19 protein-coding genes and 2 tRNA genes are annotated in these 21,275 nt (G+C 66.5%); 14 read left to right on the plus strand and 7 right to left on the minus strand.

The window, feature by feature from the left end; translation table 11 throughout:
* Positions 1-49 precede the first annotated feature (49 nt).
* The 3 genes from C0V78_RS08805 to C0V78_RS08815 form a co-directional block, all read right to left on the minus strand.
* Complete coding sequence (locus C0V78_RS08805; RefSeq protein ID WP_101797374.1) at positions 50-310, minus strand: accessory factor UbiK family protein; 261 nt, start codon at positions 308-310, stop codon at positions 50-52.
* A gap of 31 nt (positions 311-341) precedes the next feature.
* A complete protein-coding gene (locus tag C0V78_RS08810) occupies positions 342-902 on the minus strand; it encodes a TspO/MBR family protein (protein WP_101797375.1) in 561 nt (186 codons plus the stop codon).
* 111 nt (positions 903-1,013) lie between these two features.
* Positions 1,014-1,793 (minus strand): TlyA family RNA methyltransferase, encoded by a 780-nt coding sequence (locus tag C0V78_RS08815; RefSeq protein ID WP_101798278.1) that lies wholly within the window; start codon positions 1,791-1,793, stop codon positions 1,014-1,016.
* Positions 1,794-1,841: 48 nt separating this feature from the next.
* Here C0V78_RS08815 and C0V78_RS14920 point away from each other — a divergent pair, with 48 nt between their 5' ends.
* Positions 1,842-2,381: a hypothetical protein gene (locus tag C0V78_RS14920; protein ID WP_158241516.1), complete on the plus strand. Its 540-nt coding sequence runs from the start codon at positions 1,842-1,844 to the stop codon at positions 2,379-2,381.
* 366 nt (positions 2,382-2,747) lie between these two features.
* On the opposite strand, the gene C0V78_RS08825 is transcribed toward C0V78_RS14920, so the two are convergent.
* Together C0V78_RS08825 and C0V78_RS08830 are read right to left on the minus strand one after the other, a co-directional pair.
* The gene (locus tag C0V78_RS08825; RefSeq protein ID WP_101797377.1) at positions 2,748-3,800 is read right to left on the minus strand and encodes a hypothetical protein; all 1,053 of its coding nucleotides are present in this window, start codon (positions 3,798-3,800) and stop codon (positions 2,748-2,750) included.
* A gap of 11 nt (positions 3,801-3,811) precedes the next feature.
* A complete protein-coding gene (locus C0V78_RS08830) occupies positions 3,812-4,618 on the minus strand; it encodes an SDR family NAD(P)-dependent oxidoreductase (protein ID WP_101797378.1) in 807 nt (268 codons plus the stop codon).
* Between the two features lie 268 nt (positions 4,619-4,886).
* Here C0V78_RS08830 and C0V78_RS08835 point away from each other — a divergent pair, with 268 nt between their 5' ends.
* The gene (locus tag C0V78_RS08835; RefSeq protein ID WP_101798279.1) at positions 4,887-5,990 is read left to right on the plus strand and encodes a branched-chain amino acid aminotransferase; all 1,104 of its coding nucleotides are present in this window, start codon (positions 4,887-4,889) and stop codon (positions 5,988-5,990) included.
* 103 nt (positions 5,991-6,093) lie between these two features.
* The gene (locus C0V78_RS08840) at positions 6,094-7,338 is read left to right on the plus strand and encodes a L,D-transpeptidase family protein (RefSeq protein ID WP_101797379.1); all 1,245 of its coding nucleotides are present in this window, start codon (positions 6,094-6,096) and stop codon (positions 7,336-7,338) included.
* Positions 7,339-7,358: 20 nt separating this feature from the next.
* Here the strand turns inward: C0V78_RS08840 and C0V78_RS08845 are convergent, their stop codons facing one another.
* The gene (locus C0V78_RS08845; protein ID WP_101798280.1) at positions 7,359-8,297 is read right to left on the minus strand and encodes a glyoxalase; all 939 of its coding nucleotides are present in this window, start codon (positions 8,295-8,297) and stop codon (positions 7,359-7,361) included.
* Positions 8,298-8,375: 78 nt separating this feature from the next.
* Here C0V78_RS08845 and yghU point away from each other — a divergent pair, with 78 nt between their 5' ends.
* The 8 genes from yghU (at position 8,376) to C0V78_RS08880 (ending at position 15,133) form a co-directional block, all read left to right on the plus strand.
* Complete coding sequence (gene yghU / locus C0V78_RS08850; RefSeq protein WP_101797380.1) at positions 8,376-9,212, plus strand: glutathione-dependent disulfide-bond oxidoreductase; 837 nt, start codon at positions 8,376-8,378, stop codon at positions 9,210-9,212.
* Between the two features lie 32 nt (positions 9,213-9,244).
* Positions 9,245-10,198: an alpha/beta hydrolase gene (locus C0V78_RS08855; RefSeq protein ID WP_254049870.1), complete on the plus strand. Its 954-nt coding sequence runs from the start codon at positions 9,245-9,247 to the stop codon at positions 10,196-10,198.
* 47 nt (positions 10,199-10,245) lie between these two features.
* A tRNA-Gln gene (locus tag C0V78_RS08860) sits at positions 10,246-10,320 on the plus strand.
* 78 nt (positions 10,321-10,398) lie between these two features.
* Positions 10,399-10,469, plus strand: a tRNA-Leu gene (locus tag C0V78_RS14925).
* A 212-nt stretch (positions 10,470-10,681) separates the two neighbouring features.
* On the plus strand, positions 10,682-12,526 hold the full coding sequence (locus tag C0V78_RS08865; RefSeq protein ID WP_158241517.1) for a TonB-dependent siderophore receptor: 1,845 nt from the start codon (positions 10,682-10,684) through the stop codon (positions 12,524-12,526).
* Between the two features lie 5 nt (positions 12,527-12,531).
* Positions 12,532-13,383 (plus strand): ABC transporter substrate-binding protein, encoded by an 852-nt coding sequence (locus tag C0V78_RS08870; protein ID WP_101797383.1) that lies wholly within the window; start codon positions 12,532-12,534, stop codon positions 13,381-13,383.
* Positions 13,380-14,372, plus strand: coding sequence for a FecCD family ABC transporter permease (locus tag C0V78_RS08875; protein ID WP_371514431.1), 993 nt, complete (start codon positions 13,380-13,382; stop codon positions 14,370-14,372). The genes C0V78_RS08870 and C0V78_RS08875 overlap by 4 nt, the downstream gene beginning before the upstream one ends.
* Positions 14,372-15,133 (plus strand): ABC transporter ATP-binding protein, encoded by a 762-nt coding sequence (locus tag C0V78_RS08880; RefSeq protein WP_101797385.1) that lies wholly within the window; start codon positions 14,372-14,374, stop codon positions 15,131-15,133. Before C0V78_RS08875 ends, C0V78_RS08880 begins: the two co-directional genes overlap by 1 nt.
* Before the next feature lie 9 nt (positions 15,134-15,142).
* On the opposite strand, the gene C0V78_RS08885 is transcribed toward C0V78_RS08880, so the two are convergent.
* The gene (locus tag C0V78_RS08885; RefSeq protein ID WP_101797386.1) at positions 15,143-16,255 is read right to left on the minus strand and encodes an S-(hydroxymethyl)glutathione dehydrogenase/class III alcohol dehydrogenase; all 1,113 of its coding nucleotides are present in this window, start codon (positions 16,253-16,255) and stop codon (positions 15,143-15,145) included.
* A 185-nt stretch (positions 16,256-16,440) separates the two neighbouring features.
* Between C0V78_RS08885 and C0V78_RS08890 the strand changes: the two genes are divergently transcribed.
* The 3 genes from C0V78_RS08890 to fdhF are packed head-to-tail and all read left to right on the plus strand — an operon-like array spanning position 16,441 to position 21,252.
* Positions 16,441-16,866, plus strand: a complete 426-nt coding sequence (locus C0V78_RS08890) for an NAD(P)H-dependent oxidoreductase subunit E (protein ID WP_101797387.1) — start codon at positions 16,441-16,443, stop codon at positions 16,864-16,866.
* A complete protein-coding gene (locus C0V78_RS08895; RefSeq protein ID WP_101797388.1) occupies positions 16,863-18,416 on the plus strand; it encodes an NADH-ubiquinone oxidoreductase-F iron-sulfur binding region domain-containing protein in 1,554 nt (517 codons plus the stop codon). Before C0V78_RS08890 ends, C0V78_RS08895 begins: the two co-directional genes overlap by 4 nt.
* Complete coding sequence (gene fdhF, locus C0V78_RS08900) at positions 18,406-21,252, plus strand: formate dehydrogenase subunit alpha (RefSeq protein ID WP_101797389.1); 2,847 nt, start codon at positions 18,406-18,408, stop codon at positions 21,250-21,252. The genes C0V78_RS08895 and fdhF overlap by 11 nt, the downstream gene beginning before the upstream one ends.
* The last annotated feature ends 23 nt before the right edge of the window (positions 21,253-21,275 follow it).

Consider the following 21,275-nt stretch of genomic DNA (forward strand, 5'->3'; position numbering starts at 1 on the left):
CATGGCGCGGCGGTGTGCCGCCTCAGCCCGGTGCTGGCAAGCGGCTGGCTTATTTCTTCGCCTTGGCCTGCAGCGCCGCTTCCAGCGCTTCGACACGGGCGGTAAGCGCATCGGCCTGTTCGCGCGCCCGGGCAGCCATGTCCTTCACCGCGTCGAATTCCTCGCGGCTGACGAAGTCCATCCCGGCCATGGTTTCGCGCAACCGTTCACGCGCGGCATCGCGCGCTTCGCGGCCCATGCCGGCCATGGTGCCCGCCGCGCTGTTCAGCATCTTGGCGAGATCGGCGAAGAGGGGGTTTTCACTTTGCATGGCGGCTAGATGGACCTTGCGGCCCCGCGCTTCAAGGCTGCAATTCGATCCGCTGCACCGCATTGGCCGTCGGCCGGCCATCGGCATCGGGATTGAGCTGCAGGAATTGCCAGTTGAGCACGGTGGCGAAGCAGACCCAGGCCAGATAGGGCACCAGCAGGATCGCGGCCAGCGAGCGCACCTTCCAGAACAGGAACAGCGTGACCGCGACCATAATGTCGAGCGCGATCAGCAGGTACAGCGCGCTCGTCATCTGGTGCATGCCGAAGAACACCGGCGTCCAGGCAAGGTTCAGGAGCAGTTGCACGGCAAAGGCGGCCAGCGCCGCAGTCCTCCCCCGGGCACCGCGCGCCGCGGCCACCATCGCCACGGCCAGCCCCATCAGGATGTAGAGGATTGTCCAGACGATCCCGAAGGTGGCTGATGGCGGATAGATCCCCGGCTTCACCAGATCGGCGAACCAGGCATTTTCCGGCCCGCTTTGCGCCAGCTTGCCCGAAACGAACCCGAGCAGCATGACCAGCGGCACCAGCACCAGCGCCCAGCGCAGGAAGGAGGCCCTGAGTTGTCCCGGAGAGGCAATGGTGTTCATCGGCTGTGCGACCCCTGATTCGTTCACCGCATTTTTGCGGATATTGGCGAGGTGCGGCGGCGCTGGCAATTCCCGTGCACATTCCGGGGGATACCGGAACGGGACAGCATTTCAATGGCGCTCCGCCGAGATGAGGAATTCGACGTTTCCTTCCGGCCCCTTGATCGGGCTTTCGACGATCCCCTGGACCTGCCAGCCCAGCCCCTCGATCCAGCCGCGCACCTCGTCGCAGACGCGCTGGTGAAGCGCGGGATCGCGCACCACGCCCCCCTTGCCGACCTCTGCCCGGCCCACCTCGAACTGCGGCTTGATCAGCGCAACGAGGCGACAGGGGCTCGCCGCAAGCCGCAACGGCACGTCCAGCACTTTGGCAAGGCTGATGAAGCTGGCATCGCAGACCACCCAGTTGCACGGCCTGTCGATCATTTCGGGCGTCAGCAGCCGTGCGCTGGTCTGTTCAAGCACGGTAACGCGCGGATCCTGCCGCAGTTTCCAGGCCAGCTGGTTGGTGCCGCTGTCCACGGCGAAGACATGGGCCGCGCCCTTGCTCAGCAGGACATCGGTGAACCCGCCGGTGGAACTGCCGATGTCCATGGCCACGGCCCCCGCCGGGTCGAGCCCGAAATGGTCGATGGCGTGGGCCAGCTTGATCCCGCCACGCGAAACCCAGGGATGATCGCGCCCGCGAACCTCAAGCGGAGCATCGGCGGGCACCTGCTGACCGGACTTGGCGATCCTGGTTTCGCCGCTGAATACCGTGCCCGCAAGGATCAGCGCCTGCGCGCGCGTGCGGCTTTCGGCAAGGCCGCGATCGACCAGCAGCTGGTCCACCCGTGCCTTGCCGGCCGGGCGCGCCTTTTCGGCAGAACGGGGTTGGGGCGGGTTGGTCATGATCTTCAAGCTCTTGCCGACAGGCCTGTGTCCTTCCATACCGGGGCGATGAAGGCAATCGGCCCCCTAGCGCTAATCACCCTGTTCCTTGCCGGATGCGCCTCGCAGCAAAGGCCTGCGCCCGCACCGGTTCCGCAAGCAACCCCGGCCCCGGTGCGCGCCGCGCCCGTGCCGACTGTGCCCCGAACAGTCGCCCCGCCACCGACGGCCGACTGGCGCGATGCCCCGCAGACGCCGGGCGCCTGGTCATGGCAGAAGCGCGATGGCCGCTCGGTCGCCTCCTTCGGTTCGCCGGCTTCTGCCCTGCTGACGCTGGGCTGCAATCCCGCTGCCCGGCAGGTTGCCATCGGCTACACGCCTGGCGGCCCGCTGCCTTCGCTGCTGACGATCACCACCACCTTCTCGCGCCGGGCGCTGGACATGGCGAGCGAAAACGCCCGCGCCGTGGCCATCCTGTCGGCAAGCGATGGCCTGCTGGACGACATGGCCTTCAGCCGCGGCCGCTTCATGGTGGAGGCCCCCGGCAACCGCCCGCTCTACGTGCCGAGCGCGCCGGAGATCAGCCGCGTGGTCGAGGATTGCCGCTGAAGCCAAGACGGCTGGGGAAAACCCGCCCGAAAGCCGGGATTCCGACAGCAAAATATTTTGCGGCAAGTCTTGTCGTTCGCCCTCACATGAATCACATTGATGGCAAGGTCGGCGATGCGATTTGCCGCCCCAGCCCCGAGAGGGGCGACTTTGGCTTCAACAGCGCGAAAGGAGGTGACCGATGTCTCATGGTTCAGCAGGGAGGTCGGTAATCCGCGTCATGGAGCATTATCGCTGATTCCAGACATTGCGATAAAGGCTTCGTGAGCGGCACTTTCCGGCCGCTGACCATGCGAAGGGCTGCACCGTCAGGCGGTTGCAGCCCTTCTCATTTCTGGTCCTGACAGGGGAGTCCGGCGCGGGGCTTCACCGCCGCACCAGCCCCTGCGGCTTGACCACGCCAAGGTCGAAGTGGGTGACGATCCCCGGCTCCGCATCGCAGACGTCGGGCACTACCGTGCAGCCCAGCAGCCCGGTCCAGGGAATGCCATAGAACGGCTGGCGGCCGTCCGCCTCTTCCTGGCCCATCAGGTGGCATTCCAGCGGCGGATCGCCGTGGATGCGGACGCGGTACTTGGCCTCGCCCTGTTCCCACAGCGGATCGAGATCGGTGCCGAGCTGCCAGTAGAAGTGATAGACGATCAGCGGCTTGCCCTGCACCCAGGCGGTCCATTCGTAATGCTGGCCGCCGCAAGTGCCCTGCTTCACCACGCCGTGATCGTGGACGATATCGGCAGTCGCCTTTGAAACCTCGAACCGCGTGGTCACTTTCTCGATCTCGACGCCCAGCCCCTCGGCGATCATCTGCATCGAGGAATAGAAGTGCTGATAGGTATCCGGCCCGCGGCGCGGATTGGCCAGCAGTTCGTCGCAGTCCGCGCCGAAGCCCATGATCTCGGTATAGATCATCGGATTGCGCTTCTTGTCGATGATTTCGGTAACCTCGACGCAGTCGATCCGGCTCATCAGCCGGGCAAGGGTGAGCGGCAGGATGTCGCTGGCAAAGCCCGGGTGGATGCCGCAGGAATGGAACGAGGTGCCGCCCTTCTCGCAGGCCGCTTCGATCCGCACCTGCTTTTCAGCAAACCACTTGTTCGGGACATGCGGGCCGGCGGGCGAGATGACGTTCTTGCCGCTTTCCAGCAGGCGGCAGACCATGTCGACCGGCGGGGTCATCATGCTGGGGGCGAACAGCACGGCGTCCGCCTCCATCGCCAGGATCGCCTCTTCGCTGTCGGTGCAGAGCACGCCCGTTTTCGGCAGGCCGACGATATCGCCCGCATCCTTGCCGACCTTGTCCGGATTGGTGACGAGCACGCCGACCAGCTCGGTAACGGGGTTCTCGATGAAATACTTGAGCGCGGCCGAACCGACCACGCCGGTGGCCCACTGGATGACCTTGTAGGTTTTCTGCGCCATCGCCTGTCTCCTCAGTTGAGCCCGCGGACCTGTCCGCCGTCGACTCGGTAATTCGCGCCGGTAATGAAGCCGTTGAGCGGACTGGCCAGCAGCGCGGCGACCATCGCCAGCTCGCGCGGCAGGCCAAAGCGGCCGGCGGGCGGCACTTCGAACACGGCCTCTGCCGCCAGCCGTTCATTGACCTGGTCAGCGGTCAGGCTTTCGTCGCCGAACTTCATGCGTCCGAAGCGCACCAGCCCGTCGACCAGGATCACGCCGGGCGAAAGCACGTTGGCCGTTACGTTCACCCCGCGCAGCGAACCGGCAAGACTGAAGGTGTAATTGTTGAGCGCCGCCTTCGCCGCCGAATAGTCGGCCCCCATGTAGTTGGGCTGCATGGCCACCGCGCTGGAAACGTTGACGATGCGGCCCAGCCGGTTCGCCACCATGTCCGGCACGCTCAGCTCGCACAGCTGGATGGCACCGAGCGCATTGGCCTTGAAGTTGGAGATATAGTCTGACGCCGGGATCGCTGCCGGGGGCTTCGAGGTGTTGCCTTCGGAATTGCCGCCGGCATTGTTGATCAGCACCTCGATATTGCCGCCCAGCGCCGCGACCGCTTCGGTATGGACGCTGGCCGCCTGGCCATCTTCGGCAAGCTCGCCGATGGCAACGCCTGCCGCACCGATGGCCGCCGCGACCTTTTCCGCCCGTTCCCGGTTGCGGCCGTGAATGACCACCTTTGCGCCTTCATCGGCAAAGAGTTGGGCGATTGCCTCGCCGATGCCGCTGCTCGATCCGGTGACCAGCACGCGGCGGCCCTTGAGCCCCAGGTCCATTCTCGCATCCTCTTCCTGTTATTACCGCCATAAGAGGTGCAAGCCTGCCGCTTGGCAAGGGCGGGTGAAAGCACCTTGCCGCACGTCCGGAAACTCCGTGATGGCGATGGCGGCAGCAACGGGGGCCCGCGCCCCTCTTTTCTCCCCCGGGGTTTGCGCCTAGACACTCTGCTAGCAACGGCCTTCCGGCCAATAATTCCACTTTCCTTGCCGTGGGCGTAATTTTCGTTCAATGGCCAGGCCCTTTTTTGTAACCAAGGATCGAATCATGGCGACTCTCGCCGCATCACGGCTTTCGTTCACCCATGTCCCGCACCCTTCGCCGGTGCCGGCAGACGTGCGCGATGCGGCACTGGCCGATCCCGGTTTCGGCCGGCTGTTTTCCGATCACATGGTCTCGATCGACTGGAGCGAGGATCTTGGCTGGCATAACGCCACGGTCGGCCCGCTCGCACCGATCCCGCTCCACCCGGCGGCTTCGGTGCTGCACTATGCGCAGGAAATCTTCGAAGGGCTGAAGGCCTATCGCCTGAAGGACGGTGCCATGGCGCTGTTCCGCCCGCAGGCGAATGCCGCGCGCTTCAACGCCTCGGCCCGCCGCCTCGCCATGCCGGAACTGCCGGAAGACGTCTTTGTCGAAGCCTGCCGCCAGCTCGTCGCAGTCGATCGCGCGTGGTTCCCCGAAGTTCCCGGCGGCTCGCTCTACCTGCGCCCGTTCATGTTCGCGGACGAAGCCTTCCTGGGCGTGCGCCCGGCCAAGAGCTACAAGTTCCTCGTCATCGCCAGCCCGGCGGCCAACTATTTCAAGTCCGGCGCCCCTGCCGTCTCGCTGTGGGTTTCCGACTATACCCGCGCGGCCCCCGGCGGCACCGGCGCGGCCAAGTGCGGCGGCAACTATGCGGCCAGCCTTGTCCCCACGGCAGAAGCCTTTGCCCGCGGCCATGACCAGGTGCTGTTCCTCGATGCCGCAGAGCACAAGTGGGTCGAGGAACTGGGCGGCATGAACATGTTCTTCATCCTTGCCGACGGTTCGCTGATCACGCCGCCGCTTACCGGCACGATCCTGCCCGGCATCACCCGCGAAAGCCTTATCGCGCTGGCCCGCGAGGAAGGGCTGGACGTACGCGAGGAACGCTATTCGATCGACCAGTGGCGCGCCGATGCCGCATCGGGCAAGCTGGTGGAAGCGTTCGCCTGTGGAACGGCGGCGGTCGTAACCCCGGTGGGCCGGGTAACCGAGCCCGAGGGCGGCGAGTTCGTGATCGGTTCGGGCGGCCCCGGGCAGACCACCGGCAAGCTCAAGGACCGGCTGGTTTCGATCCAGCGCGGCGAGGCCCCCGATCCGCACGGCTGGGTCCTTCGCCTCGACTAAACCGTTACAGAGTCGCATTTTTACTAGCTGAATCCCCCCGGCATGGGGCATAAGCTGCTGCGTGCAATCGCGGTAGCAGGGCTATCGGCATCCGGGGGATGGCGTGGCAGGTCGGGGCGGAAAATCGGGCAAGCGGAAAGCGGCACCGCGCTGGCGCAGGCTTGATGCTCGCCATCTTGCGCCGTTCGCCGTCCTGCTGCTGGCCGCAGACCATCTCGAACCGTCCGACCCGGCCAATCCACCGTGGAGCGACGAACAGGTCGCACAACTGCTTCATATTGCCGCCACCGCTCCGGAAGACGGGCTGCTCCGGCCCGATACCACCGCGCTGGAAAACGCCATCCGCAGGGACCGGCCCGGCGCCATTGCGCGCGAGGCGAACGGGCTGGCGCTGGGCCTCGCCCGCCAGCACCTGCTGGGCGCGGCCCCGGCCAGCGAGCGGGTGGAATGGTACATCGTCGATACCGACAAGACCGAAGGCCTGCCCCAAGCCATCGCTGCCGCCCTGGCCGAGAACCGCCTGCCCGCCCTGTTCGACAGCCTGCGGCCAAGCCATCCCGATTACCGGGCGCTGCGTGCCGCCCTGGGCAACGAGCGTGATCCGGCCCGGCAGGCCGCGCTCGTCCGCACCATGGACCGCTGGCGCTGGCTGCCGAATGATCTGGGCGATGACTTCATCATGGCCAATGCCGCCGGCTTCGAGGTGAAGCTGTGGCGCCGTGGCGAACAGGTGAAGCGCTGGGCGGCGATATCGGGCAAGTCCAGCACGCCCACACCCTCGCTGATGGCCGAAGCGACCGCGGTCAATTTCAACCCCTGGTGGGAGGTGCCGGCCAGCATCGCCAAGGAAAGCGGTATGCGCGCCGGCGGGCGCTATGTCTGGTCGGGCAAGCATTTCCGCCAGCCGCCGGGGCCGAGCAATGCCTTGGGCCGGGTGAAGGTGATCATGCCCAATTCGCACAACATCTACTTGCACGATACGCCGAGCCGCGGCCTGTTCGGGGCAGAGCAGCGCGCCTTCAGCCACGGCTGCCTGCGGGTGGAAGATGCGCTGGGCTTTGCCCACACCCTGCTGGACGGAACCATGAGCCGCGCCGAGATCGACAAGCTGTTCGAACCGCCCAAGCCCGCCCCCGGCGGGGCAGCACTCGCAACCTCCTCCGCGCCGCCGCAGCCCAAGTCGACTGTGGTCCACCTGCCGGTCAGGATCCCGGTCTATGTCACTTATATGACCGTAACCGTGCGCTCCGACGGTTCGCTGGCCTATCACCGGGATATCTATGGCCGCGATGCGCGGCTCGCCTCGCTGGTGCCTGGCCTGTCGAGGCCGCAGCTGGCGCTTCAGTAGTCGCCTTTGGTCAAATGCCGTCAGCTCGCAGGGGCGGTGGCACCGTCCGGCAGGCCCGGAACCGGATCGGGCGCGCGCAGCGAAGAGCCTGGCGCGGGCCAGCCGGCGGGCAGGTGCTCACTGAACCAGATCAGCCGCCCATGCGCCTCGGCCGGCTCGATGGCGAAGCGCGTGTCGGCAGATCCGCGCAGGGTGAAACCGCGCGCCGCCAGGTGATCCCAGGCCGCCTGCGCGCTCCTGACCTTGAAGGTTATGCCACACATGCCGGATGCACCCTGCGGCGGTGGGGACAGCGCCTCCATCACCGTATCGCACAGCCGGAATGCGATGCCCTTTGCCCCTTCGCCCGGCAGTTCGCGTTCCGATAGCAAGGGCAGTTCCAGCCGCGTGCCGAACAGATCCCGCGCCTCGGCAAGGTCAGGCGCGGCGACATCGACCGAGAGCAGTCCCTCGATCCCCAGCGGGTGATCCTGCGCCCAGCGCTGCGGCGCCCAATCAGGCTTCAGGCGCGGATCGCCGGGCAGTTCGCCCTGCATGACCTCGATACGGATGCCCAGCACCTGCCGCTTGGAAATAAGGAAATACTTGTCCTCCATCCCGCAGTCGAAGTGCAGGGAAAAGTCCCGGCTTTCGAACCAGCGAGCCGCCGCGGGCAGGTCTGCTGCGCGGAAGGCAAGTCCGATCCAGCGGTTTTCGCCGGCAGAGCGGCGCAGCATGTCGCCCAGCGGATTGCCCGGCTCCGCCCCGGGACCGGCAGGGGCAATGGGGATCAGCATGGTATCGCCCACCACCATCAGCCGCTCTTCACGGTCGAAGCGGTAATGCGCGGTTTCCGGCGTCACCAGCATTTCATAGGCGGTCTGCGCCCCGAACAGGTCAAGGATGAAGGCATCGCAGGCGGGCCGATCTGCATTGTCGGCAATCGCCCAACTGATATGCGCCAGCGGCAGCCACGCCATCACCCTCTCCTTATCTTGCCCGCTTGCATTGAAGCCGTGCGCGTCGCCATAGTCCATGGGCAAAAGGAGATTTACCGCATGGCCGATGCCTATGTTCCGCCCCGCGTCTGGCAGCCGAAAGAGGCCGACGGCCCCTTCGCCGCAATCAACCGGCCGGTCGCCGGACCGACGCACGAAGCCGAACTGCCGGTGGGCCGCCACCCGTTCCAGCTCTATTCGCTGGCCACGCCCAACGGCAAGAAGGTGACGATCCTGCTGGAGGAGCTGCTGGAAGCAGGCAAGGCGGCTGACTATGACGCCTGGCTGATCGACATCCTGAAGGGCGACCAGTTTTCGTCAGGCTTCGTCGCGATCAACCCCAACTCCAAGATCCCGGCCCTGCTCGACCGCTCCGGCCCGGAACCCGTGCGGGTATTCGAATCGGGATCGATCCTGGTCTACCTGGCCGAGAAATTCGGGATGTTCCTGCCGGACGACCTGAAAGGCCGGACGGAGTGCCTTTCCTGGCTGTTCTGGCAGATGGGCGCACAGCCCTTCATCTCGGGCGGGTTCGGCCATTTCTATCACTACGCGCCAGTGAAGATCGAATACGCCATCGATCGCTATGCGATGGAAACCAAGCGCCTTCTCGATGTCGCCGACCGGCGCCTGGGCGAGGCGCGGTTCTTTGCCGGCGACAGCTATTCAATTGCCGACATGGCGCTTTACCCCTGGTACGCCGGGCTGTTTTCAGGGACGACCTATGGCGGCGCGGCGGAGTTCCTGAGCCTGCAAGACTATGCCCATATTCCGCGCTGGCTGGCAGAGATCGGCCAGCGCCCGGGGGTGAAGCGCGGCATGGTGGTCAATGACCGCGAGATCATGCCCGAACGCCACGAGGCATCGGACTTCGACACGATCGACTGGAGGGGCTGACGAAGGCCGACGAACCCCTCGCCCCTGGCGCCGTGCGCCTGCCGGCTCGCGTCATCCCCTTGCCGCAGACCATCAGCGAGGAAGCCCGCGCTTTTCTTGCCAACCCAATGTTCGGCCACGAGCCAGTGGTTCCCGCGCTCGATGATATCGAGGGCTGGCGGCGTCATTGCGCTGAAAGCAACGCCCGCATGGTCATGATGATGCGGATGCAGCGGGCCGGGATCGAATTCGAATCGCAGATCATCCGCCTGTCGAATGCCGACCTCCATGACGTCCGCCCGGCAAGGATCGTCGCGGACGACCGCGCCGTGCTTTACATCCACGGCGGGGCCTTCATCGTCGGCGGGGGCGAGGCAGCAGGCCTTGCTGCCGCGCAGATCGCCGACATGATTGGCCTCAGGACCCTGTCCGTCGATTACCGGATGCCGCCCGATCACCCCTTCCCCGCGGGCCTCGACGATTGCGTGGAAGCATACCGCCTGCTTCTCGAAAGCTACGCGCCCGGCAACATCGCGGTCTACGGCGGCTCGGCCGGGGCCAACCTGGCAGTGACGACCATTCTCAAGGCGCGCGATGAAGGACTGCCGCTGCCCGCCGCCTGCGTGCTGCATTCGCCGGTTTCGGACCTGCGCCAGATCGGCGATACCTTCACGACCAACACCGAACTCGATGTCGTGCTCAAACGACCCGGCGAATGGATGCCGGCACTCTATTCGGGCGGGCATGACCTGACCGATCCGTTGCTCTCGCCGGCGCTGGCGGACTTTTCCGCAGGCTTTCCGCCCACCGTGCTGACCTCTGGCACGCGCGACCTGCTGCTGTCGGACACCGTCCGCCTCCATCGGGCCATGCGCAAGGCCGGCCTGCGCGCGGACCTGCACGTGTGGGAGGCGATGTGCCACGGCATGGCCCATACCGCGCCCGAAGCGCAGGAGCTGCTGGGTGAGCACATCGCCTTCATGCGCGAGATGCTGCGGCTGGATTGAACCCCCTTCCCATGGGGGCGAATCCCGTCTAACCGCCCATCCGCTGCTGGGGCGTCGCCAAGTGGTAAGGCACCGGTTTTTGGTACCGGCATTCGCAGGTTCGAATCCTGCCGCCCCAGCCAGCCATCTTCCAGACATCGCTGAAATTGCCCGATATCGCGGCCACGCCTTGCACAATGCTGCGGAAGCGACTAGCGCGCGGGGCAGTGTCATAGGTTACCCGGGAGACCGGGTCTAAGAGGGAAGCGGGTTCAAATCCCGCGCTGCCCCCGCAACTGTGACCGGGGAGCGTGCCGCCACTCACGCCACTGGCTTCGGCCGGGAAGGCAGGCGGTTCGTGTCGATCCGGCAGCCAGGAGACCTGCCTGTTGACCGTCGTTCCGCGCCGGGCGGGGTGTACCGGAATGCAGCGTGACCCCGGCAAATGCCTGCGGGGGTCTCTCGCCATGAACGGCATCAACGTTCATGACGGGAGTATTGCAAGTGAATTCCAGGTACCTGATTGCCACGGCGATTGCCTTTGCCCTGCCGGCCGCTGCCCATGCGGATGAGGGGGCGGACGAGGAAATTGTCGTCCTGGCCTCCGGCTTCGAGCAGCCGGCCGACGCAACCGGACAGGCTATCGCCATCATCGGCCGCGAACGGCTGGACCAGCTGCAAAGCGTGACCATCGGCGATGCGTTGCGCTCGCTGCCCTCGCTCAATGTCGCGCAGCGCGGGCCGGTGGGGGCGCAGTCCAGCGTCTTCGTGCGCGGCGGCAATTCGTCGCAGACTTTGGTTCTGGTCGACGGGGTTCGCGCGAATGACCCTTCCAGCCCCAACGCCGCTTTCGATTTCGGCGGGCTGCTGGCCGGCAATGTCGAACGCATCGAGGTGCTGCGGGGCCCGAATTCGATCATCTGGGGCAGTCAGGCCATCGGCGGCGTGGTCAACATCGAAACGGCCCGGCCGCAAGGCCCGCTTCGCCTGAGGGCATCGGCCGAATATGGCGCCTATGACACGGTCAACGCCCGGGCCAACCTTACCGGCTCAAGCGGCGCGGTGGGCTTCAGCCTGGGCGGCGCATTCTATCGCACCGATGGCTATTCGATCTTCTCGGGCGGCAACGAGCGCGACGGATCGGAACTGGCATCGCTCAATGGCCGCGTTCTGGTGACGCTGTCGGACGCACTGAGCCTCGATTTGCGGACGATCTACAGCGATACCCGCTCGGCCTATGACTCCGAATACAGCGGCGGCGCCAATTCGCTGGCCGGAGCACACAACCGCCAGTGGTTCGCCTATGCCGGGCTGAACCTCGACCTGGCTGACGGCCGTTTCCGCAGCCGCCTGGCCTATAGCCGCTCGGACATTGACCGGGTGGGCACCGATCCGGTGGTATTCAGCTTCAACAATTATATCGCCACCGGCCTGACCGACCGGGTCGAATATCGCGGCCAGTTCGAGCTTTCCCCGGCCATATCCCTCGTCGGCGGGCTTGAGTACGAGCACATCCGTTCCAGCACCGCGTTCGAGGGTGCCGTGCCGGACCAGGCCGATAACGACGTGACGGGGGGCTACCTCCAGGCAAGCCTGCGCCCCCTTGCCGGGCTGACGATCACCGGCGGGGTGCGGCACGACATCTACAGCGATTACGGCGCGCACACGACGCTGGGCGGCAACCTTGCCTACAGCCCGAACGAGGGCAAGACGGTAATCCGCGCCACCTATGGCGAGGGTTTCCGCGCCCCGACGCTGACCGAAGGGCAACCGCCCTACGGCAATCCCGACCTGAAGCCGGAAACCGCCCGCAATCTCGATCTGGGGATCGAGCAGAACCTGGTCGATGGCAGGCTGGCACTCTCGCTCACCTGGTTCCAGCGCCGCAGCACCAACCTCATCGCCTTTTCCGGCATGCGGTCGGAAAACATCGGCCGCGCCGAAAGCGAGGGCGTGGAGGCTACCCTGGTGATGCGGCCGACAGACCGTCTGCGCGTCGAGGCGGGCTATGCCCGGGTCAACGCCTTCAACCGGTCGGCCCCTAACGATGGCAAGCGCCTGCCGCTCCGCCCGGCCGACAGCGCGAGCTTCTCTGCTGACTGGGAAGCTCCCTTCGGCCTGAAGCTGGGGGCGACGATCTGGCTGGTCGGCGACAGTTTCGACAATGCCGCCAATACCGTGCGCAACGAAGGCTACAGCCGGATCGACCTGCGTGCAGCCATGCCGGTGGGCGATGCGGTCGAACTGTTCGGTCGTATCGATAACCTTGGCGACGCGCGCTATCAGACCGTTTCGGGCTATAACACGCCGGGCCGTTCGGCCTTTGTCGGCGCGCGGATCAGGATCTAGGGCCCATGAAGCAAAGGTGGCTCGGCTCTGTGCTCGCAGTCCTGCTCGCAGCAGGCTGTGCACGGGTGCCCGAGCCACCGCTGCGCCAGGGCATCGTCAGCCTGAACCCCTGTACCGATGCGATACTGGCAGAAGTAGCCGATCCGGCCCAGATCCGCGCCCTTTCGGCTTACAGCCGGGATCCGCAATCAAGCTCCATGGACACGGAGCTTGCCGCCCATTTCGCTGCCACCAGCGGCACGGTGGAGGAAATCGCCGCGCTGCGACCGGCGCTTGTCATTTCGGGGAATTTCACGCCCCCGGCAACGCGCGAAGCGCTGGCCCGGTTGGGCATTCCGATGGTGGAGTTCCCCATTTCCCGCACTGTCGAGGAGAGTGTTTCGCAGGTCCGGCAAATCGCCGCGATCACCGGGCAGCATGAGCGCGGCGAAGCTCTTTCGCGCCGTATCGCTGCTGCCCTTGCCCGCGCCGCGCCGGGCGATGGAGCGGCAGTGCCGGCGCTGGTCTGGCAATCGGGCGGGATCGTGCCGGGCAGCGATACGCTGATCGCCGACCTGCTGCGACGCACCGGCTTTGCCAACGCCGCTGCCGCCCGCGGGCTGAAACAGGCAGACCTGCTGCCACTGGAACGCGTGCTGGCCGATCCGCCGGCTGTCATCCTTGCCGCTGGCGACCATTCCGGAGAGGACCGGATGCTCGATCATCCCGCCCTTTCGCGATTGCCCGGGACAGAGCGCGCTCCGTTCAATTCCGCCCTGCTGTGGTGCGGCGGCCCGACCATCGTCCGCGCTGCAGACCGGCTGGCCGAAGTGCGCCGCCAGGTCACGCGGCCCGCATCGCAATGGAGCCGCCGTTGAACCGGCTGAACCTCTGGCTGCTGGCCGTCCTGCTGCTGGCGGTTCCCGCCTCGCTGCTGGCGGGCAAGGTGTGGATCGATCCGCTGCACCCTGCCATGCCCAATGCCAGCCTGATCCTGCTGGAACTGCGCCTGCCCCGCGCGCTGCTCGCGCTGGCGCTGGGAGCCGGGCTGGGCGCTGCGGGAGCAGCGATGCAAGGGTACCTGCGCAACCCGCTTGCCGATCCCGGCCTGTTCGGCATTGCCCCCGCCGCCGCACTGGGGGCGGTGCTGGCGCTCTCGTTCGGCCTGGCCACGACGACTTGGGCCTTGCCGCTATTCGCCCTGATCGGCGCGGGCGGCGCCATGGCGCTGCTCAGCCTGATCGCGGGCAGGCAGGCCGACGGACAAGGCGGCGGCATCGCGCTGTTCACGCTGGCCGGCATGATGATCGCCAGCCTGGCCGGGGCACTGATGAGCCTGGCGATCAGCCTTGCCCCCAGCCCCTTCGCGCAGTCGGAGATCGTGACCTGGCTGATGGGCGCGCTTACCGATCGCGGCTGGCCCGAAGTATGGATCGCCGCGCCGCTGACGCTGGCTGGGCTTGTCCTGCTGAGGCTGGCGGGACCGGGGCTGGACGCGCTGATTCTGGGCGAGGCAGCGGCGCGTTCGCTCGGGCTCGATCCCGGGCGGTTGCAAGCACTGCTCATCGGCGGCGTGGGCCTGACCATCGGGGCGGGCGTCGCCGTGGCCGGGATCATCGGTTTTGTCGGCCTGATCGTGCCGCACCTGATGCGGCCCTTCACCGATCGCCGGCCTTCCAACCTGATCGTCCCCTCCGCGCTGGCAGGAGCCCTGCTGCTGCTGGTGGCGGACTGCCTGTGCCGGGTGCTGCCGCTGGTCAGCGAACTGCGGCTTGGCATCGCGCTCAGCCTGGTGGGCGCACCCTTCTTCCTGGTCCTGCTGCTGCGCCTGCGCCGCTCGCCCGCGCTTGACGGAGGGCTGGGCTGATGGAGCTAAGGGCCGAGAACCTTGTGCTTCCGGGCAGGCTGGACGGGATCAGCCTTTCCGTCCGCACCAGGGAGGTAACCGCCATCGTCGGGCCGAACGGCGCGGGCAAATCCAGCCTGCTGGCCTGCCTTGCCGGACTTCTCGATCCCGCCAGCGGCACCGTCAGCCTTAACGGGCGCGACCTTCACAGCCTGGAGCCGCGCGACAGGGCGCGGCGCATCGGCTTCCTGCCGCAAAGCCCGGAGATCGCCTGGGACGTGACGGTGGAGACGCTGGTGTCGCTGGGCCGGCTGCCATGGCAGGGATCGCCGCTCCACGTGCCGCACGCCACTGCGGCGGAAGATGCGGCGGCCATCGAAAAGGCCATCGCCGCGATGGATCTCGCCCCGCTTCGCCACCGCCCCGTGTCGCGGCTTTCCGGCGGGGAACGGGCCCAGGCGCTGGCCGCGCGGGTGCTGGCGGGCGAACCGGCGCTGGTCCTTGCCGACGAACCGCTGGCCAATCTCGACCTGGCCCACGCAGCAGCACTGATGCGGCTGCTCAGGGCAGAAGTGCAGGCCCGCCGCGGGGTGGTGCTGGTGCTGCATGACCTGGCCACGGCGATGAACCGCGCCGACCGCGTGGTGGTGCTCGATCAGGGCCGGATCGTCGCCGATGGCATGCCCGAGCAGGCACTCGACGCGGACACCGTCAGCCGGGTCTGGCAGGTCCGCGCCCGCTGGACCGGAGAGCCTGGCGCGCAGGCGCTCTCGGTGGATTGAACCTGCCGGTCAGAACACCACGACCGAGCGGATCGACTTGCCCGCGTGCATCAGGTCGAAGGCGGTGTTGATCTCTTCCAGCCCCATCACATGGGTGATCATCGGATCGATCTCGATCTTGCCGGTCATGTACATGTCGACGATCTTGGGAACGTCGGTGCGGCCCTTGGCGCCGCCGAAGGCCGTGCCGCGCCAGTTGCGGCCCGTCACCAGCTGGAACGGGCGGGTCGAGATTTCCTTGCCCGCCTCGGCCACGCCGATGATGATCGAGGTGCCCCAGCCGCGATGGCAGGCCTCTAGCGCGGTGCGCATGACCTCGGTGTTGCCGGTGGCATCGAAGGTATAGTCGGCGCCGCCCTCGGTCATCTGCACGATGTTGGCGACAATGTCCTCGCGGCTCATGCCCTTGGAGTTGAGGAACTCGGTCATGCCGAACTTGCGGCCCCATTCCTCGCGATCGGGGTTGATGTCGACGCCGATGATCTTGCCCGCGCCCGCCAGCCGCGCGCCCTGGATCACGTTGAGGCCGATGCCGCCAAGCCCGAAGACCACCACGTTATCGCCGACCTGCACCTTGGCCGTGTTGATCACCGCGCCAACGCCGGTAGTCACGCCGCAGCCGATGTAGCACGAGGTCTGGAACGGCGCGTCGTCGCGGATCTTCGCGACGGCAATTTCGGGCAGGACGGTGAAGTTCGAAAAGGTGCTGCAGCCCATGTAGTGGAAGATCGTCTGGCCCTTGTAGCTGAAGCGCGAGGTGCCATCCGGCATCAGCCCCTGCCCTTGCGTCGCGCGGATCGCGGTGCACAGGTTGGTCTTGCCCGAAAGGCACGATTTACACTGGCGGCATTCCGGCGTGTAGAGCGGGATCACGTGATCGCCCGGCTTCACGCTGGTCACGCCCGCGCCCACCTCGCGCACAATCCCGGCACCTTCGTGGCCGAGAACCGAGGGGAAGATGCCCTCGCTGTCGAAGCCGTCGAGCGTATAGGCATCGGTATGGCACACGCCGGTGGCCATGATCTCCACCAGCACTTCGCCGGCCTTCGGACCTTCAAGGTCCAGCTCGACGATCTCGAGCGGCTGCTTCGGGGCAAAGGCGACTGCGGCGCGGGTCTTCATCGATCGGATCCCTGTGATGTTGCGGACAATTCTGTGTTCATTAGCCGCGTGTACACCGGCAGTAACCCCCGAATGCGCCCCGCTCCGCGTAAATTCCCGTGGGCAGACGCACTTATGCGAGTGAAAGCACCGTGCAGACCGCTTCCGGTTGCCTGCAACAGGCATATGGCGGCATAGATAGCGCGATGGACGAAACTGCGGACCTCGACGGGATCATCGCCGCCCATGCCGGGCGGAGAGGCGCCCTGCTGCCCATCCTGCACGATGTGCAGCAACGCTTCGGCTGCATATCTCCGGCCGCGGAAGCAAGGATTGCCAGGGCGCTCAACCTCAGCCGCGCCGAGGTGCACGGCGTGGTGAGCTTCTATCACGATTTCACCGCCGAACCCGATCCGCAGCCCTGCATAGAGCTTTGCCGGGCCGAAGCGTGCCAGGCGCTCGGGGTTGAGGCGATGGTCCCTGCGGCACAGGCCGCTGCCGGCGACCGGGTGCGGATCAAGACGGTTTACTGCCTGGGCCTGTGCAGCGCCGGGCCTTCCGCCCGGATCGGTGATGCCCTGCATGCCCGGCTGGACGAGGCCGCGCTGGTCAAGCTGGTGCAATCGGCATGAGGCAGGTGCGCATCTCGGACGATTCGCTGGCCCTGGCCTGCGGTGCCGATGCCGTGGCGGCAGGCTTTGTGGCGGCCGGCTGGACGGTTGAACGGGTATCATCCTGGGGAATGCACTGGCTGGAGCCGCTGGTCGAAGTGGACGGGATCGGCTGGGGGCCGGTAACCCCTGCCCGCGTGGCAGAGGTCATTGCCGGCAAGGCGGATGACCTGTGCATCGGGCCCGTAGCCGATCACCCTTTCCTGGCCGGGCAACAGCGCCTGACCTTTGCACGCGCCGGCAAGACGCGTCCGCTCAGCCTTGAGGATTACGCTGCGACCGGTGGCTGGATGGCGCTCACGCGCGCAAGGGCCATGGCACCGGCGGATGTTGCAGAGGCGGTGATCGCATCGGGCCTGCGCGGCAGGGGCGGCGCGGGCTTTCCCGCCGGTATCAAGTGGCGCACCGTTGCCGACGCTCCGGGCGCGGAAAAGTTCATCGTCTGCAACGCCGATGAAGGCGACAGCGGAACCTTCGCCGATCGCATGCTGATGGAGGGCGACCCCTTCCAGCTGCTTGAGGGCATGGCCATTGCGGCCCATGCCGTCGGGGCCGCGCAAGGCTATATCTACGTTCGCAGCGAATACCCGCGCGCCATCGCGAAACTTGCCGCGGCCATTGTCCTGGCCGCCCCCCTGCTCGCCCCCTTCACGGTAGAATTGCGCGTCGGCGCGGGTGCCTATGTCTGCGGTGAGGAAACCTCGCTGCTCAACTCGATAGAAGGCAAGCGCGGAGAGGTTCGCGCCAAGCCGCCCTTGCCCGCGCTGCATGGCCTGTTCGGCTGCCCGACCGTGGTGAACAACGTGCTGACCCTGGCCGCCGTGCCGCACGTGCTGATGCCGCAAGGGGCATCGCTCTATGCCAGCCTCGGCATCGACCGGTCACGCGGGACGATGCCGATCCAGCTGGCGGGCAACGTCCGCTTTGGCGGACTGTACGAGACGTCCTTCGGCATCCCGCTTGGCACGCTGGTCAACGGCATCGGCGGTGGCACGGCAAGTGGCCGCCCGGTCAAGGCGGTGCAGGTGGGCGGACCGCTGGGGGCCTATATCCATCCTGACCGGTTTGATCTGCCCTTTGACTACGAAGCCTTCGCCGCCGCCGATGCCCTGATCGGCCATGGCGGTGTGGTGGTATTCGATGACCGGGCCGACATGGCGCAATTGGCGCGCTTTGCCATGCAGTTCTGCGCCGCCGAAAGCTGCGGCAAGTGCACGCCGTGCCGGATCGGATCGACGCGCGGAGTGGAACTGATCGACCGGATCCGGGCCGGGGCCGATACGCCGGCTGGCAGCGTGGAAGCACTGCCCCAGATGCACAATGCGCGCAAAACCGGGCGCGGCCGGGCAGACGATGTCGATCTGCTCGAAGACATGTGCGAGACGATGCAGTACGGATCGCTCTGCGCGCTTGGCGGTTTTACTCCCTATCCGGTACGCTCTGCCCTGCACCACTGGCCGGAGGATTTCGGCCTGGCAGGCAGCCGCGGGGAGAACAGCGATGGGCTATGAACCGCAAGCCGATTTCGGTACGCCCGAAAGCCGCGCAGAGGCGCAGGTAAGCCTCACCATCGATGGCCGCGCGGTAACCGCGCCTGCCGGAACCAGCGTGATGCGCGCGGCCGCCGAATGCGGCGGGTCGATCCCGAAGCTCTGCGCCACGGACAGCCTCGAGGCTTTCGGATCGTGCCGCCTGTGCCTTGTCGAGATCGAGGGGCGGCGCGGCACACCGGCCAGCTGCACCACGCCGGTGGAGCCCGGCATGGTGGTCCATACCCAGACGGCGCGGCTGGAAAAGCTGCGGCGCGGGGTGATGGAACTGTATATCTCGGACCACCCGCTCGATTGCCTCACCTGCTCGGCCAACAACGATTGCGAGCTGCAGGACGCGGCAGCGCAAGTGGGCCTGCGCGATGTGCGGTATGGCTATGAAGGCGCCAGCCACCTTGGCCTGCCGACCGACAGTTCGAACCCCTATTTCGATTTCGACCCGTCCAAGTGCATCGCCTGCTCGCGCTGCATCCGCGCCTGCGACGAGGTGCAGGGAACCTTTGCCCTGACCATGGCAAGGCGCGGTTTTGCCTCGCAGGTCAGCGCCGGGCAGGCGGGTGACGACTTCCTTTCCAGCGAGTGTGTTTCCTGCGGTGCCTGCGTGCAGGCCTGCCCCACTGCCACCTTGCAGGAAAAGGCCGTGACGCAGATCGGCAAGCCGGAGCGCGCCGTGATCACGACCTGCGCCTATTGCGGCGTCGGCTGCACCTTCCGGGCCGAGATGCGGGGCGAACAGCTGGTGCGGATGGTGCCGTGGAAGGACGGCAAGGCCAATCGCGGCCACTCCTGCGTCAAGGGGCGCTTCGCCTGGGGCTATGCCCGGCACAGGGACCGGATCACCACGCCGATGATCCGCGAAAGCGTGGACCAGCCGTGGCGCGAGGTCAGCTGGGATGAGGCACTGGCCTTTACCGCGGCAAGGCTCGGCGCGATCCGCGCGCAATATGGCGCGCGGGCGCTGGGGGGCATCACCTCCAGCCGCTGCACCAATGAGGAAACCTTCCTCGTGCAGAAGCTGGTGCGCGCCGGGTTCGGCTCGAACAATGTCGATACCTGCGCCCGCGTGTGCCACTCGCCCACCGGCTATGGCCTGAATACAACTTTCGGCACGTCCGCCGGCACGCAGGACTTCGACAGCGTGATGCAGGCCGATGTCATCCTGCTGATCGGGGCCAACCCCACCGATGCGCACCCGGTTTTCGCCAGCCGGATGAAGCGGCGGCTGCGCCAGGGTGCGCGCCTGATCGTCATCGATCCGCGCAGGATAGACCTCGTGCGTTCTCCCCATGTCGAGGCGGCACATCACCTGCCGCTCCAGCCGGGCACCAATGTCGCCGTGCTGACGGCGATGGCCCATGTGATCCTGACCGAGGGCCTGGCCGACGAAACGTTCATCCGCGAACGCTGCGACTGGGACGCCTATCAGGACTGGGCGCGCTTCGTGGCGGACGCGCGCCATTCGCCCGAGGTGCTCGAAGCGGTCACCCGTGTCCCCGCAGCGGATCTTCGCGCCGCCGCACGGCTCTATGCCACGGGCGGCAATGGCGCGATCTACTATGGCCTTGGCGTGACCGAGCATTCGCAAGGCTCCTCCACCGTGATGGCGATCGCCAACCTTGCCATGGCAACCGGCAACATCGGCCGGGAAGGCGTGGGGGTGAACCCCCTGCGCGGCCAGAACAACGTGCAGGGCGCCTGCGACATGGGATCGTTCCCGCACGAGCTTTCCGGCTACCGCCATATTTCCGACCCCGCCACGCGCGCCCTGTTCGAAGCGGACTGGGGCGTGGCACTCGATCCCGAGCCGGGCCTGCGCATTCCCAACATGCTCGACGCCGCGCTCGATGGATCGTTCCGGGCGATCTACATCCAGGGCGAAGATATCCTCCAGTCCGATCCCAACACCGCACACGTCGCCGCGGGCCTCAAGGCAATGGACTGCGTCATCGTCCATGACCTGTTCCTCAACGAGACGGCAAATTACGCCCACGTACTCCTGCCGGGCTCCACCTTCCTGGAAAAGGACGGCACCTTCACCAATGCCGAACGGCGCATCCAGCTTGTCCGCAAGGTGATGGAGCCGGCTGCAGGCATGGCCGACTGGGAAGTGACGCAGGCCCTGGCCAATGCCATGGGTCTGGGGTGGACCTATAGCCACCCTTCGCAGGTGATGGACGAGATTGCCCGCCTTACCCCCACGTTCGCCGGTGTGTCCTTTGCCCGTCTGGAAGCGGAGGGTTCGCTGCAATGGCCGGTGAACGATGCCCATCCCGATGGCTCGCCGATCATGCACGTCGATGGCTTCGTTCGCGGCAAGGGGCGGTTCGTCGTCACCGACTATGTTCCCACCGACGAGAGGACCGGCCCGCGCTTTCCCCTGCTGCTCACGACCGGGCGCATCCTCAGCCAGTACAACGTCGGCGCACAGACGCGGCGGACGGACAACATCGTCTGGCACGAGGAAGACCTGCTGGAAATCCACCCCACCGATGCCGAAAACCGCGGGCTGAAAGACGGGGACTGGGTGCGACTTGCCAGCCGCACCGGCGAGACGACACTGCGCGCCAAAGTGACTGACCGGGTGGCACCGGGCGTGGTCTACACCACCTTCCACCACCCGGCGACGCAGGCCAACGTGGTGACCACCGAGTATTCCGACTGGGCAACCAACTGCCCCGAGTACAAGGTCACCGCCGTGCAGGTCAGCCCGAGCAACGGCCCGACAGACTGGCAGGAAAGCTATGAAAGCTGGTCTGCCCGTTCGCGCCGCGTCGTCCACGCGGATCCAGCGGAGTAGCTGCCGGTGGATATCGCCCGCCT

The organism is Novosphingobium sp. TH158 (genome assembly GCF_002855555.1).
In the GTDB taxonomy this organism is placed as follows: domain Bacteria; phylum Pseudomonadota; class Alphaproteobacteria; order Sphingomonadales; family Sphingomonadaceae; genus Novosphingobium.